The following is a 14,561-nucleotide window of genomic DNA, read 5'->3' as shown; positions in this document are numbered from 1 at the left end:
GACCAAGAACTTTGAACCACGGCTGCTGCTGGCGCTGCGCCGTTCGACGCAACCATTTTCTGAATCTGGAATTACGACCATGTCGACTATCGAAAACCTCGGCAAGCTTGATCGCAAAGTGACCCTGGCTGTCCCGAAGGCCGAAGTGGAGCAAGAGAAGCAAAGCCGTCTGGCGCGTCTGTCCAAGACCGTCAAGATGTCCGGCTTCCGCCCGGGCAAGGTCCCCATGAAGATGGTCGAGAAGCAATACGGCCAGCAAGTCGAATTCGAAGTTCGCTACGACAAGGCTGCCCGTCAGTTCTTCGACATCACGAATGAGCAAGGCGTGAAGGTTGCCGGCCAACCGCGCTTCGAGCTGAAGACCGAAGGCGTGGCCGATGATCAAGTCGCGTTCGACGCCACCTTCGAGGTGTATCCGGAAGTTAAGCTCGGCGATCTGGCCGGGGCGGAACTGACCCGCACCAAGACCGAAATCACCGATGCCGAGATCGACAAGACGCTCGACATCCTGCGCAAGCAACGCGTGCACTACCACCCGCGCGGCGAAGCCGGCGAGCACGGCGACGGCGGTGCAGCCGTTGCACAGGATGGCGACCGCGTGACGGTCGATTTCGTGGGCACGATCGATGGCGTGGAATTCGCCGGCGGCAAGGCTGAAGGTTTCAGCTTTGTGCTGGGCGAAGGCCGCATGCTGCCTGAGTTCGAACAAGCCACGCTGGGTCTGAAGCAAGGCGAGTCGAAGAAATTCCCGCTGGCATTCCCCGAGGACTACCACGGCAAGGACGTCGCCGGTAAGACGGCTGAGTTCACCGTCACGCTCAAGCAAGTCGAGTGGGCACACCTGCCGGAAGTCAACGAAGCCTTCGCGCAATCGCTGGGCATCGCCGACGGCAACCTCGACAAGATGCGCGCCGACATCCGCGAAAACCTCGAGCGTGAAGTCAAGCGCCGCACGCACGCGCTGCTCAAGGACCAAGTCATGGAAGCGCTGCTGAAGGTGGCAGAGCTGGACGTGCCGAAGTCGCTGGTCGAGCAAGACCAAGAGCGTCTGGTCGAAATGGCTCGTCGTGACCTCGAGTCGCGCGGCATGCCGAACGCCAAGAACATGCCGATCCCGGCCGAGATGTTCACGCAGCAAGCTGAGCGTCGCGTGAAGCTGGGCCTGGTGCTCGCCGAAGTCGTGAAGGCCAACGGTCTGGAAGCCAAGCCGGAGCAGATCAAGGCTGAGATCGAAGAGTTCGCCAAGAGCTACGAAGATCCGAAGGAAGTCATCCGCTGGTACTACGGCGACCAACAGCGCCTGGCCGAGATGGAAGCCTACGTGCTCGAAAACAACGTGGTAAATTTTGTGTGCGACAAGGCCAAGGTTACTGATAAGGCTGTGTCGTTCGAAGAGCTGACCGCTACCCCGGCGCAAGGCTGATTCGATCGATAGAGTTTCCGAAATAAGCACCGGAGAACCGCATGATCCGCAATGAACTGATCGACCAACTTGCCCGCACTCAGGCTTCCGCGCTCGAAACGCAGGGGCTTGGTCTGGTGCCGATGGTGGTCGAACAGTCTGGCCGCGGCGAGCGCGCCTACGACATCTACTCGCGCCTGCTCAAGGAGCGAGTGATCTTCATGGTGGGCGAGGTCAACGACCAGACTGCCAACCTCGTGGTGGCACAGTTGCTGTTCCTGGAAAGCGAGAATCCGGACAAGGACATCTCGCTGTACATCAATTCGCCTGGCGGTTCGGTATCGTCCGGTCTGGCGATGTACGACACGATGCAGTTCATCAAGCCGGACGTGTCCACGCTTTGCATGGGTATGGCGGCTAGCATGGGCGCATTCCTGCTGGCGGCCGGCGCGAAGGGCAAGCGATTAGCCTTGCCGAACTCGCGCATCATGATTCACCAGCCTCTGGGCGGTGCACGTGGCCAGGCCTCGGACATCGAGATCCAAGCGCGCGAGATTCTGTACTTGCGTGAGCGCCTGAACACCGTGCTTTCGGAAGCGACCGGTCAACCAGTCGACAAGATCGCGCGCGACACGGATCGCGACAACTTCATGAGTAGCGAACAGGCCAAGGAATATGGCCTGATTGACCAAGTCATCGCCAAGCGCTGAAGTGTCAAAATCACGCGTCGATGTGCGCGGTAGGCGGTATTGCCGGTGCGTTCCACGGCACACCGGTTAACCGCGTCAAACATGTCAAGCGGTGTCAAAAACGAGGCCTCGCGCCTCGTTTTTGCTTTGAACAACACCTGCGGATCGTCGCCAGATAATTTGGCGTATGATGCTGCCAAGAACTACTGGTAATCGTTATGGCGGACAAGAAAGGCTCGACTGGCGAAAAGCTGCTGTATTGCTCGTTCTGCGGCAAGAGTCAGCATGAGGTCAAGAAACTGATTGCCGGCCCCTCGGTCTTCATCTGCGATGAATGTATCGACCTGTGCAACGAGATCATCCGGGACGAAGCTGCCATCTCCGAAAAGGAAGGTGGCTTGGCGGTCAAGTCCGATCTGCCCACGCCGCATGAAATTCGCCAAAGCTTGGACCAATACGTGATCGGTCAGGAGCAGGCCAAGAAGATCTTGGCTGTGGCGGTTTACAACCATTACAAGCGTTTGAAGCACCTCGGCAAAAAGGACGATGTCGAGCTGTCCAAGAGCAACATCCTGCTCATCGGGCCGACTGGCTCGGGCAAGACCCTGCTTGCTCAAACGCTGGCGCGTCTCTTGAACGTGCCGTTCGTCATCGCCGACGCCACTACGCTGACCGAAGCCGGTTATGTGGGCGAGGATGTCGAAAACATCATCCAGAAGCTGCTGCAGAACTGCAATTACGAGGTAGACAAGGCCCAGCGTGGCATCGTCTACATCGACGAAATCGACAAGATTTCGCGCAAGTCTGACAACCCTTCCATCACCCGGGACGTTTCTGGGGAAGGTGTGCAGCAAGCGCTGCTCAAGCTCGTCGAAGGAACGATGGCGTCGGTGCCCCCGCAAGGTGGTCGCAAGCATCCGAACCAGGACTTCCTGCAGGTGGATACGACCAACATCCTGTTCATCTGCGGTGGCGCGTTCGATGGTCTGGAGAAGATCATCATGCAGCGCTCCGACAAGACCGGTATCGGTTTTGGTGCGGAGGTGCAGAGCAAGGAAGAGCGCGACGTCAGCGAAGTGCTGCCGCAGGTCGAGCCGGAAGATCTCATCAAGTTCGGTCTGATTCCCGAGTTGATCGGCCGTCTGCCCGTGGTGGCGACGCTGGCCAAGCTCGACGAGGCTGCCTTGATGGAAATCCTGGTCGAGCCCAAGAATGCAATCGTCAAGCAGTACCAGAAGCTGCTGGCAATGGAAGGGGTGGAACTGGAAATTCGTCCGAGCGCGCTTACGGCAATTGCCCGCAAGGCAATCAAGCGCAAGACGGGGGCGCGCGGTCTGCGTTCCATTGTCGAGCACGCCTTGATGGATGTGATGTATGACCTCCCCAACCACAAGGGTGTGCAAAAGGTGGTGATCGATGAAAGTACGATCTCCGACGAAGGCAAGCCCTTGCTGATTTACGAAGAGCAACCCAAGGTTGCAGGTTCCAACTGACGCGAATGCCCGGCCGGGATGCGCCGTATGCGTCCCACGCAGGAAGCCGTTCGCTCGCGAGCGGCTTTTTTTGCTTCGGGAAACCGGGTCGGCATGCGACTTGCAGCAGCGGTCTTGTAAAACCGTCGCTGTGCCCAATTTAGCCCTTACATGACTTTCTGGGGAAAATAATGTCCGGAACCCAACTTTTACCCGCTGAGCAGATTCGCCTGCCGCTGTTGCCGTTGCGTGACGTGGTGGTGTTTCCGCACATGGTGATTCCGCTGTTCGTGGGTCGCCCCAAATCCATCAAGGCGCTGGAAGCTGCGATGGAGGCGGGCAAGAGCATCATGCTCGTGGCGCAAAAGACCGCCGCCAAGGACGAGCCGACCGACAAGGACCTCTACGAGGTCGGCTGTATCGCCAACATTTTGCAGATGCTGAAGCTGCCGGACGGTACCGTGAAGGTGCTGGTCGAGGGCACGCAGCGCGCCAACATCCTTTCCGTTACCGACGACGAATCGCACTTCTTCTGCGAAGCTGTGCCCGTCGGTCCGGAGCCCACTGAATCGGCCGAGACCGAGGCGCTGCGTCGCGCCATCGTGTCGCAGTTCGATCAGTACGTGAAGCTGAACAAGAAGATCCCGCCTGAGATCCTGACCTCGCTGTCGGGCATCGATGAGCCGGGTCGTCTGGCCGACACCATCGCCGCGCATCTGCCGATCAAGCTTGAGCAGAAGCAGAAGATTCTCGAGATGTTCAACGTGACCGAACGTCTGGAGAGCCTGCTGTCGCAACTCGAAGGCGAGATCGACATCCTGCAGGTGGAAAAGCGCATCCGCGGCCGCGTCAAGCGCCAGATGGAGAAGAGCCAGCGCGAGTACTACCTGAACGAGCAGGTCAAGGCCATCCAGAAGGAACTGGGCGAAGGCGAAGAGGGCGCAGATCTCGAAGAGCTGGACAAGAAGATCAAGGCCGCCCGCATGCCGAAGGAGGCCAAGAAGAAGGCCGAGTCCGAGTTCAAGAAGCTCAAGCTGATGTCGCCGATGTCGGCCGAGGCAACGGTGGTGCGCAACTACATCGACACGTTGGTCGGTCTGCCGTGGCGCAAGAAGAGCAAGGTCAACAACGACCTGTCGAACGCCGAGCAGGTGCTGGATCAAGACCACTATGGCCTGGAGAAGGTCAAGGAACGCATCCTTGAGTACCTCGCAGTGCAGCAGCGCGTCGACAAGCTGAAGGCGCCGATCCTCTGCCTCGTGGGGCCGCCGGGTGTCGGTAAGACCTCGCTCGGGCAGTCGGTGGCACGTGCAACGAACCGCAAGTTCGTGCGCATGGCGCTGGGTGGCGTGCGTGATGAGGCTGAGATTCGCGGTCACCGTCGTACCTACATCGGGTCGATGCCGGGCAAGATCCTGCAGAGCCTGACGAAGGTCGGCGTGCGCAACCCGCTGTTCCTGCTCGACGAAATCGACAAGATGGGCGCGGATTTCCGCGGCGACCCGTCGTCTGCTTTGCTCGAAGTGCTGGACCCGGAACAGAACCACACGTTCCAGGACCACTACATCGAGGTGGACTTCGATCTGTCGGACGTGATGTTCGTAGCGACGTCGAACTCGCTGAACATTCCGGCACCGCTGCTGGACCGGATGGAAGTGATTCGCCTGTCGGGCTACACGGAAGACGAAAAGGTCAACATCGCCCGCCGCTACTTGCTGCCCAAGCAGATCAAGAACAATGGTCTGAAGGACGGCGAGATCGAGGTGACCGAAGCCGCGCTGCGCGACATCATCCGCTACTACACGCGGGAAGCTGGCGTGCGTTCGCTGGAGCGCGAGGTCTCGAAGATCTGCCGCAAGGTCGTCAAGCAACTGCTGCTGAAGAAGGAAGCCAATACGTCCGTGAAGGTCGATTCGGAGAACCTGGACAAATTCCTTGGCGTGCGTCGTTTCGACTTTGGTCTGGCCGGCAAGGAAGACCAAGTCGGCCAAGTGACCGGTTTGGCATGGACCGAAGTGGGCGGCGATCTGCTGACCATCGAAGCCGCGCTGATGCCGGGCAAGGGCAACATCACCCGCACGGGTTCGCTGGGCGACGTGATGAAGGAGTCGGTCGAGGCTGCGCGCTCGGTGGTGCGTTCGCGTTCGGCGCGCCTGGGTATCAAGGATGAGATGTTCGAGAAGCGCGATATCCACATCCACGTGCCCGAAGGTGCGACGCCCAAGGACGGCCCGTCTGCGGGTATTGCGATGACGACGGCGCTAGTGTCTGTGCTGACCGGTATTCCGGTGCGCGCTGACGTGGCGATGACCGGCGAAATTACCCTGCGCGGTGAAGTGCTGCCGATTGGCGGCTTGAAGGAAAAGCTGCTGGCAGCACACCGCGGCGGCATCAAGCTGGCGCTGATTCCGGAAGAGAATGTCAAGGACTTGGCGGACATTCCGGACAACGTGAAGAACAGCATCGAGATTCAGCCGGTGCGCTGGATCGACAAGGTGCTGGAACTCGCGCTGGTGCGCAAGCCGGAGCCGCTGCCGGAAGAAGAAGCCAAGCCGGCACCCGCCAAGGGCGACGACGGCAAGTCGCAGGAAATGGTGCATCACTGACACCGTAGCCTGCCAAGGTTGAAGAAGGGCCCGACATGTTCGGGCCCTTTTTCTTTGCGCAGGCTGCGACGTGTGGCACACAGTTCTTCGCCTTGACACGTCGATTGGCGGCCACTTTAATGAATCCACACTAGCGGGTGTTCGGGGAGGTGGAACGATGAACAAGACAGATCTCATCGACCATGTGGCGGCGCAAACTGACATGTCAAAAGCCGCGGCGGGGCGCGCCATCGACGCGCTGATCGACGGCATCAAAGATGCGTTGTGCGAAGGTGGGTCGGTCACGCTGGTCGGCTTCGGTACGTTTCTCGTCGGCAAGCGGTCTTCGCGTAATGGGCGCAATCCGCGTACGGGGGCGGCCATCACGATCGAAGGCGGCAAGGTTGCGAAATTCAAACCTGGCAAAGCGCTGAAAGATGCGCTAAACTAGCGGGCTTTGGTGCTCGTGACTGACAACACGGGCGCCGGACAGTCCGGCTCACGCCGGCAGTACGAACGGGTGCTTAGCTCAGTTGGTAGAGCAGCGCCCTTACAAGGCGCGGGTCGGGAGTTCGAGCCTCTCAGCACCCACCATCGTTCGTATTGCCGCTCCAGCGTCGGATGGTCCGACCCAATTTGGAGCGGTAGTTCAGTCGGTTAGAATACCGGCCTGTCACGCCGGGGGTCGCGGGTTCGAGTCCCGTCCGCTCCGCCAAATCCTGTGCAAAGGCCCGATTCGTTCGGGCCTTTGTCTTTTCAGCGGCGAATGCGTTGCAGGTCATGCTTGCACGCTGTGCCGCGATTGTCCGGAATGTCGGCGGCACCTGATAGAATCGCCGGATTTTCCATCTTCCATTCACCTCCGGTCCAGCATGCTTGATTTCGTACGTACGCATCGGCGCTTGATGTTTCTGGTGCTGCTGATTCTGGTGTTCCCTTCGTTCGTGTTCTTCGGCGTGCAGAGCTATTCGAGCTTCATGGACAGCTCGCATGACGCGGCCAAGGTCGACGGCAAGGTCATCTCCACCAACGAAGTCGACGCGCGCGTGCGCGAGCAGACAGAGCGTCTGCGCCAGATGCTTGGTGCGCAATATGATCCGCGCCAGTTCGAAGGTCCGCAGATGCGCCGCGATGTGCTCGACGGCATCATCCAGCAACGCGTCTTGGCCAATGAGGTTGTGCGTGCAAACCTGACCATCTCGAACGAGAAGATTCGCGACACGATCCTGCAGATTCCGGCCGTGGCAGCGCTGCGCAAGCCGGATGGCTCGTTCGATCAGGAAGCCTACGTCCGCCTGCTTTCCGCGCAAAACATGACGCCCGAGCAGTTGGAAGGCAATCTGCGTTTTGAGCTGTCGCAGCAACAGATTCCGCAATCGATCGTGTCGTCGGCGTTCGTGCCGAAGTCGCTGGTGGAGCGACTGATCCAGGTACGCGATCAGCAACGCGAAGTGCAGGCGCTGCTGTTCAAGCCGGCTGACTACACTGCAAAGGTCAACCCGGACGACAAGGCGATTCAGGCTTATTACGACGCGCACCAGCAGGAGTTCTCCGTGCCGGAGCAGGTCAAGGCCGAGTATGTCGTGTTCTCGGGCGAAGACATGATGAAGCAGATCCCGGTCACGCCTGAGCAGATCAAGGAGTACTACGACCAGAACGCTGCGCGCTTCAAGACACAGGAAGAACGCCGCGCCGCGCACATCCTGATCAAGCTGCCCGACAACGCCAAGCCTGCCGACAAGGAAGCCGCCAAGAAGAAGGCCGAGGAAGTCCTTGCCGAGGTGCGCAAGAACCCCGCGAGCTTTGCCGAGTTGGCCAAGAAGTACTCGGGCGATCCGGGTTCGGCTGCGCAGGGCGGCGAACTGGGCTTCCTGGGCAAGGGCGCGACCGTGCCTCCGTTCGAGAACGCTTTGTTTGCGCTCAAGCAGCCGGGCGACATCAGCGATGTGGTCCAAAGCGATTTCGGTTTCCACATCATCAAGCTGGAAGAAGTGAAGGGCGGCGGCGTGCAGCCGCTGGAAGCCGTCAAGCCGGAGCTTGAACGCGAACTGCGTACGCAACTCGCCAACAAGAAGTATTCGGAGCTGGCTGATGCGTTTTCCAACACAGTGGAAGACCAGTCCGACAGCCTGAAGCCGGTGGCTGACAAGCTCAAGCTGCAGATTCAGACGGCCGACAACGTGACCCGCACGCCGAGCCCGGCGCAGTCCGGCAGCCCGATCGGCAATGACAAGGTGCTCAAGGCGCTGTTTGCAGATGACGTGATCAAGAACCACCGCAATACGGCCGCCATCCAGGTTGGTCCGACCACGCTGGTCGCGGCGCGTGCGGCGGAGTATCGTCCCGCCACGGTCAAGAAGCTGGCCGACGTGCGTGAGCAGGTCAAGGCTAAGGTGATCGCCGAGCAAGCGGCTGCGCTGGCCAAGAAGGCTGGCGAAGAGAAGCTGGCCGCAGTGAAGCAGAGCAACAGCGCCGATGGCTTCAGCGCAGCACAGACGGTCTCGCGCCAGCAGGCACAGGGCACGTCGCCCGCTGCACTGACGGCAATCTTGCGTGCTGATGCGACCAAGCTTCCGGTCACCATCGGCGTGGACCTGGGTGCCCAAGGCTACGCGCTGTATCGCATCAACAAGGTGCTGCCGCCAGCCAACGTGGACGAGGCGCGCCGCGCTGCCGATGCTCAGCAACTGGCTCAGGCCGCTGGCCAGACTGAGTTCAATGCCTACTACGAAGCACTGAAAGCGCGCTCGAAGGTGAAGATCAACAGTAACGTGATTGACGCCAGCAAACCTGCCAATACGGCAGAGGACTGATACGGCACGCTGCGAGTAGCCTGACGAAAAAGCCCCCTCGATGTTGAGGGGGCTTTTTCTTTGCGTACTTTCTTTGGGGGGGGGGGCGACTAGTCCAGCGGCTTGCCGATGCGGGCGAGGCGCGGCATGTACCAGTGGTCCGGATCGAATGAGAGTGCCACGTGGGAAGCGCGGGCAATCAGGTTCTTGCGCGGCACGAGGCCGAAATAACGCGAGTCTCGGCTGTTGTCGCGGTTGTCGCCCAGCATCAGGTAGTGGTCTTGAGGGACGGTAATAGGGCCGAAGCTGCGCAATGCTCGCACTTCCGGCAAGACCATCACCGTGTGCTCGCGACCGGGCAGCGCTTCGGACCAGAGTTCGTGCGGCAGCGTCGCCGTCGCTTGGGGCAGCGCTCCGGGCGCGACGTCCGGCAATGGGGTATAGGCGATGCGCTGGTGATTGATGTAGAGCGCTTCGCCGCGCATTTCAACGACATCGCCAGGTAGACCGATCAGCCGCTTGACGAGCTTCGTGCCATCTTCCGGCGAGGAGAAGACGACAACATCACCACGTTGAGGCTCGCTGCCGCGTTTGAGCCAGACGGTGGTGGCCGGTACGCGCACACCGTAAGCTAACCGGTTCATCAGGATGTAGTCGCCCTCGATGAGGGTGGGGTTCATTGAGCCGCTGGGCACGACTGCCCAGTCGGCAATGCAGGCGCGGAAGGCAAAGAGCAACGACATGCCGACCAGGAACCGCTTGTTGTCGCGCGCTGCACGCAGCCCGTTTGCCAGAAGCTTCATGGTGTCCGCCCGTGTGAGATGTGGCCGCGCATGCGACTCAGGAACCCAATGCGCCTGTTGGCGCAAGTCGGCGCGGCAGAATTGTCATCTTCCGACACGGGCTTTGAGAAGAGGTTCCAGTTTGGGCCACACGTTATCGAGCATCGTCGGTTGCGCTGCGGCAATGGGGTGGATGCGGTCTTCCTGGAACCAATCTGGTCGCTGTGCAACGCCATCAAGCAGGAATGGCACGAGCGGCAGCTTGTACTGCTGCGCCAGCTTGCCGAACATGGCGAAGAAGCGCTCGCTGTAATCCGGGCCGTAATTGGGCGGGATGCGCATGCCCACCAGCAGCACCTTCGCGCCTGCCGCTTGCGAGGCTTCGATCATCGCCTTCATGTTGCCCTCGCTGGACGCAAGCGAGAGGCCGCGCAGCGCATCGTTGCCGCCCAGTTCGAGAATCACGACAGAGGGCTTTTCGCGTGCCAGCACGGCGGGCAAGCGTGAGCGGCCGCCGGCCGTGGTGTCGCCGCTGATGCTCGCATTGGCGACGCTATAATCGGGCTTCCGTTCTTTGAGGCGCTTGTCGAGCAACGCGACCCAGCCTGTGCCTTGCGCAAGGCCGTATCCCGCCGACAGGCTGTCACCCAGCACCACCACGCGATGCGATGCCGGCGCGCCTTGTGCTGCAGCCGTCTGCGCGAGTGGCAGCATGCCGAACACTGCGCAGCCAAACGCTGCTACAAGTGACTTCACGCTGCGTCTTCTACTACCTACCAGTCCAATCATGTCGTCTTCCGCTACCTGGGTGATTGAAGTCGATTCGCTGCACAAGACTGTGCGCGATGCCACCGGTGAGTTGCCTATTCTGAGCGATGTTGCCTTCCGTGTGGAAAGGGGCGAGACATTGGCGATTGTTGGCGCTTCCGGTTCGGGAAAATCGACGCTGCTTGGGTTGCTCGCAGGCCTGGACTTGCCGACGTCGGGTTCGGTCAAGCTGCTGGGCAACGACCTGTTCAAGTTGGATGAAGATGGCCGTGCGGCGGTGCGTGGCAGCCACGTGGGCTTTGTCTTCCAATCCTTCCAGCTGCTGCCCCATCTGACGGCACTTGAAAACGTGATGCTGCCGTTGGAGTTGCGTGGCGATGTCAGCACCGCCGAAATGCGCCGTCGCGCCACGGTTCTGCTGGAGCGCGTTGGCCTGGGGGCACGGCTGTCGCACTATCCCAAGACGCTGTCCGGTGGCGAGCAGCAGCGCGTGGCCCTGGCACGCGCGTTCGTGACCGAGCCCGCCATTCTCTTTGCCGATGAACCGACGGGCAGTCTCGACACCGCCACGGGCGAGGCCGTAATCGCGCTGATGTTTGAGCTCAACCGCAGTGCCGGCTCCACGCTGGTGCTGGTTACGCACGACCGCTCCGTTGCGGCGCGTTGCAGCCGTATTCTCACCATCGAAGCCGGGCATCTCGTCGGCGACGAGACCGTCACCGAACTCTGAACGTTTGCGTCAGAGCGCGGCTTTGGCGCGGCGGATCAGCGCCGCCGTCGACGCATCGTGCGCCACAGAGGCGGGCGCACCTTCCAGCTCTGCCTGGATCGGCTTGGCGAGCTTCTTGCCAAGCTCCACGCCCCATTGATCGAACGAGTTGATGTTCCACACCGCACCCTGCACGAAGGTGCGGTGCTCGGCGCAGGCGATGAGTGCCCCGAAGGACGCGGCGTCGAGCCGTTCCATCAGGATGGTCGTGCTCGGACGATTGCCTTCGAACACCATGTGTGGCACCAGCGCTTCGTCGGTGACGCCGCCGGCGCGGACTTCATCGGCGGTGCGGCCGAGCAGGAGCGCCTCGCCCTGTGCGAAGCAATTGGCGAGCAGCTTGGCGTGGTGGCCGGGCAGGCTGCGCACCGGCTCCAGCGTGGTGATGAAATCCACCGGCACGATCTGCGAGCCTTGGTGGATCAGCTGGAAATACGCATGCTGTCCGTTGGTACCAGCCGTGCCCCATACGATGGGACCGGTGTCGGTATCGATGGCTGCGCCGGTACGCTGCACGGATTTGCCGTTGCTCTCCATCTCGAGCTGTTGCATGAAGTCGGTCAGCAGCTCCAGTGGCGCGCAGTACGGCACGGTACAGGCACTCGCCGCGTCGAAGAAGCCGCGATACCAGACCGACAACATCCCGAGAATGAGCGGTAAGTTTTCGCGCGGCGCGGCTGTGGCGAAGTGACGGTCCATCGCGCGCGCGCCGTCGAGCATCGCTTCAAATTGCCGCGGCCCGATCGCCAGCACGATCGACAGGCCCACCGCCGACCACAGCGAGAACCGCCCGCCAACCCAATCCCAGAACGTGAACATGTTGTCCGGGTCGATGCCGAACTGGACGACCGCCTCGCGGTTGGTAGAGACGGCGACAAAGTGGTGCTTGAGCTGGCTTTCCGCCACGCCATGCTCGACAAACCAGCGGCGCATGCTGTGCGCGTTGGCCATTGTCTCGAGCGTGGTGAACGTCTTGGAGCAGACGATGGCGAGCGTGGTGTCCGGGTTCAGATGGTCGAGCGTTTCGGCCAAGTCCGTGCCGTCGACGTTGGAGACGAAATGCACGCGCACCTGCGGCACGGCAAGGTGGTCGAGTGCGCGGCACACCATGCGCGGGCCGAGGTCAGAACCGCCGATGCCGATATTGACGATGTCCGTGATGCGCTGGCCGGAATGGCCCGTCCACGCGCCGCTATGCACGCGGTTGGCGAAGTCGTGCATCTGGGCCCGCACGCGCAGCACTTCGGGCATGACGGGCTCGCCGTCTGCGCGATAGTCGTCTTCCGCTTGTCCGCGCAGGGCCATGTGCAAGACAGAGCGATGCTCGGTGTTGTTGATCCGGTCGCCGTGCAGCATGGCATCGCGCAGCGTGAGCACGCCGGTCTCGTCGGCCAGTTGCAGCAGCAGGGCGAGCGTCTCAGGGGTGATGCGGTTTTTCGAGTAGTCGACCGTCAGGCCTGCCGCTTCCAGCGTGAAGGCGCGTACCCGTTCCTCGGCGTCCGGCGCGGCAAACCAGTTGCGCATATGCGTCGCGCGAATCGATTCAGCATGTTGCGTCAGGGACTGCCAGGCGGGTAGGGCTGTGGGCATACGGGCGGGATGTGACGTGAGATTGGTGCGGGAAAACGAATGCGCAGTATAACGGCGCTGTATGACGGCTTTCTATCGGCGAACGTCCGACGCCAGCAGGGCGTTGAGCGCACGTCGTGCCGGCGCGCATAGCTCGCTGGCGTGCAAGCCGATGGGGCCGACACCCGCCTGGACAAGATCGTCAGCAGCGCGACCATGCAGCCACACGGCCGCGAGTGCGGCTTCGCGCGCACCCATGCCTTGCGCAAGCAATGCGCCGATCATGCCGGTCAGCACATCGCCTGTCCCACCAGTGGCGAGTCCGCCGTTGCCGGTGGGATTGACGGCCGGCGAGATGCCCGGCGCCGCAATGACCGTGCCCGAGCCCTTGAGCGCGACCACCGCGCCCGTCCGATTGACAAGCGCCTTGGCGGCGGCCAGCCGATCGCGCTGCACGGCGTGCGCATCGGTATGCAACAGGCGCGCAGCTTCCAGCGGATGCGGTGTTAGCACCAGAGGGACACCGCTTCCGGCCAATTGCGTGAGGCGCGCGAGCAGGGCCGGCGTTTTCGCAAATAGGTTGAGTGCATCGGCATCGAACACGGCGGGCGTGCGCGCCGAGAGCAGGCGGTCCAGCAGATGGTCGAGCGCGACTTCTGACTCTTTGCCGGTACCCATGCCGGGGCCCACCGCCAGCGCCTGCATGCCGCCCAGGTCGAGGGCACCCCAGGTGTGCAGCATCAATTCAGGTTGCGCGGGATCGACACGCGGTGCATCGGTGGCAAGCGAGACCACGTGCACCTTGCCCGCGCCCAGATAGAGCGCTCCGCGGGCCGACAGCAGCGGCGCTCCGACCATACCGGCCGCGCCGCCCACGATTGCCGCACTGCCGTACGTGCCTTTGTGGCCGTTATGCCGGCGGGGTGGCACGTGCGCGAGCCAGCGTGACGGCGTGTTGACGCATGCGTCCGCTTCGATCACGCCGTCATAAGCGGGCTGCGCGGCTTGCAGGTCGGCCAGCGCAATGTCGCCGGAGGCATCGCGGCCATCGCCCGTCAGCAAGCCCGGCTTGACGGCGAGAAAGGTGATGGTGGCGCGCGCCTGGATAACGGGCGAATCTGAGGCGGGCGGCTGGCCCGTATCGCCGTTCAAGCCCGAGGGAATGTCCAGTGCGTACACCGGCAGGCCGCTGGCGTTGATGGTGTCGACCAGCGCCGCATGCAATCCCGTCAGCGGCCGGGCGAGTCCAATACCAAAGAGGCCATCGACGATGGCTGAGGTGGCCGCCGGCACGGAAGCCGTCGCGTGCAAACGTTCGATCGGGACATTGGCGGCACAAGCCTCCGTCCAGGCGCGGCGCGCATCGTCGGGCAGCTTGGCGGGGTCTGCGGCAAGCCACACCGTGACGGCGCGCCCGGCCAGATGCAGTACCGTCGCCGCAACGAGTGCATCGCCGCCGTTGTTGCCTGGGCCGGCAACGAGCAACACGTGCCCATGTGGCGCGCGCGTCTGTAGCCAATCGGCGGCAGCTTCGCCCGCGCGCGCCATCAGGGTGAAAGGTTCGAGGGATCGGTAAGCCGCCGCTTCCAGTGCGCGGATGCCGGCCGTGCCGAAGAGCAGGTCGGCGCCGGTGTGTGCGGCCAGGGCACCGTCGATCAGGATTTCGCGCCAAGCGGGGTGTGAGGACATGGCAACTACGCTTTCCACTGTGCAGACATGACGATCTATTCTCT

At 61.9% G+C, this 14,561-nt stretch carries 11 protein-coding genes and 2 tRNA genes; 9 read left to right on the top strand and 4 right to left on the bottom strand.

Annotation, left to right across the window (positions count from 1 at the left end; translation table 11 throughout):
* Nucleotides 1–79 precede the first annotated feature (79 nt).
* From tig to NKG59_RS17835, 8 genes are all read left to right on the top strand, one after another.
* The gene (tig, locus tag NKG59_RS17870) at nucleotides 80–1,423 is read left to right on the top strand and encodes a trigger factor (protein WP_092970246.1); all 1,344 of its coding nucleotides are present in this window, start codon (nucleotides 80–82) and stop codon (nucleotides 1,421–1,423) included.
* A gap of 41 nt (nucleotides 1,424–1,464) precedes the next feature.
* A complete protein-coding gene (gene clpP / locus NKG59_RS17865) occupies nucleotides 1,465–2,112 on the top strand; it encodes an ATP-dependent Clp endopeptidase proteolytic subunit ClpP (protein ID WP_024975598.1) in 648 nt (215 codons plus the stop codon).
* Between the two features lie 197 nt (nucleotides 2,113–2,309).
* Nucleotides 2,310–3,584 (top strand): ATP-dependent Clp protease ATP-binding subunit ClpX, encoded by a 1,275-nt coding sequence (gene clpX / locus NKG59_RS17860; protein ID WP_009238059.1) that lies wholly within the window; start codon nucleotides 2,310–2,312, stop codon nucleotides 3,582–3,584.
* 170 nt (nucleotides 3,585–3,754) lie between these two features.
* Nucleotides 3,755–6,169, top strand: a complete 2,415-nt coding sequence (lon, locus tag NKG59_RS17855; RefSeq protein WP_045206284.1) for an endopeptidase La — start codon at nucleotides 3,755–3,757, stop codon at nucleotides 6,167–6,169.
* A gap of 103 nt (nucleotides 6,170–6,272) precedes the next feature.
* On the top strand, nucleotides 6,273–6,599 hold the full coding sequence (locus NKG59_RS17850; protein WP_394373637.1) for an HU family DNA-binding protein: 327 nt from the start codon (nucleotides 6,273–6,275) through the stop codon (nucleotides 6,597–6,599).
* Nucleotides 6,600–6,666: 67 nt separating this feature from the next.
* Nucleotides 6,667–6,742 (top strand) — tRNA-Val (locus tag NKG59_RS17845).
* Nucleotides 6,743–6,786: 44 nt separating this feature from the next.
* A tRNA-Asp gene (locus NKG59_RS17840) sits at nucleotides 6,787–6,863 on the top strand.
* Nucleotides 6,864–7,020: 157 nt separating this feature from the next.
* Nucleotides 7,021–8,961: a SurA N-terminal domain-containing protein gene (locus NKG59_RS17835; RefSeq protein ID WP_253539580.1), complete on the top strand. Its 1,941-nt coding sequence runs from the start codon at nucleotides 7,021–7,023 to the stop codon at nucleotides 8,959–8,961.
* Between the two features lie 89 nt (nucleotides 8,962–9,050).
* Here NKG59_RS17835 and lepB read toward each other — a convergent pair whose 3' ends face one another.
* Both lepB and NKG59_RS17825 read right to left on the bottom strand, forming a co-directional pair.
* On the bottom strand, nucleotides 9,051–9,743 hold the full coding sequence (gene lepB, locus NKG59_RS17830) for a signal peptidase I (RefSeq protein WP_253539578.1): 693 nt from the start codon (nucleotides 9,741–9,743) through the stop codon (nucleotides 9,051–9,053).
* A gap of 84 nt (nucleotides 9,744–9,827) precedes the next feature.
* Nucleotides 9,828–10,436, bottom strand: a complete 609-nt coding sequence (locus NKG59_RS17825) for an arylesterase (protein WP_301288196.1) — start codon at nucleotides 10,434–10,436, stop codon at nucleotides 9,828–9,830.
* Between the two features lie 73 nt (nucleotides 10,437–10,509).
* On the opposite strand from NKG59_RS17825, the gene NKG59_RS17820 reads away from it, so the two are divergent.
* Nucleotides 10,510–11,220, top strand: coding sequence for an ABC transporter ATP-binding protein (locus tag NKG59_RS17820; RefSeq protein ID WP_253539561.1), 711 nt, complete (start codon nucleotides 10,510–10,512; stop codon nucleotides 11,218–11,220).
* Between the two features lie 9 nt (nucleotides 11,221–11,229).
* Here NKG59_RS17820 and pgi read toward each other — a convergent pair whose 3' ends face one another.
* Nucleotides 11,230–12,849 (bottom strand): glucose-6-phosphate isomerase, encoded by a 1,620-nt coding sequence (gene pgi, locus NKG59_RS17815; protein ID WP_253539558.1) that lies wholly within the window; start codon nucleotides 12,847–12,849, stop codon nucleotides 11,230–11,232.
* Nucleotides 12,850–12,921: 72 nt separating this feature from the next.
* Complete coding sequence (locus tag NKG59_RS17810; RefSeq protein ID WP_253539555.1) at nucleotides 12,922–14,517, bottom strand: NAD(P)H-hydrate dehydratase; 1,596 nt, start codon at nucleotides 14,515–14,517, stop codon at nucleotides 12,922–12,924.
* Between the last annotated feature and the right edge of the window lie 44 nt (nucleotides 14,518–14,561).

It is taken from the genome of Ralstonia chuxiongensis, assembly GCF_024158925.1.
GTDB classification, from domain to species: domain Bacteria; phylum Pseudomonadota; class Gammaproteobacteria; order Burkholderiales; family Burkholderiaceae; genus Ralstonia; species Ralstonia chuxiongensis.
Note: the sequence above shows the minus strand (reverse complement) of the source record. Positions and strands in the feature narration are given on the sequence as shown.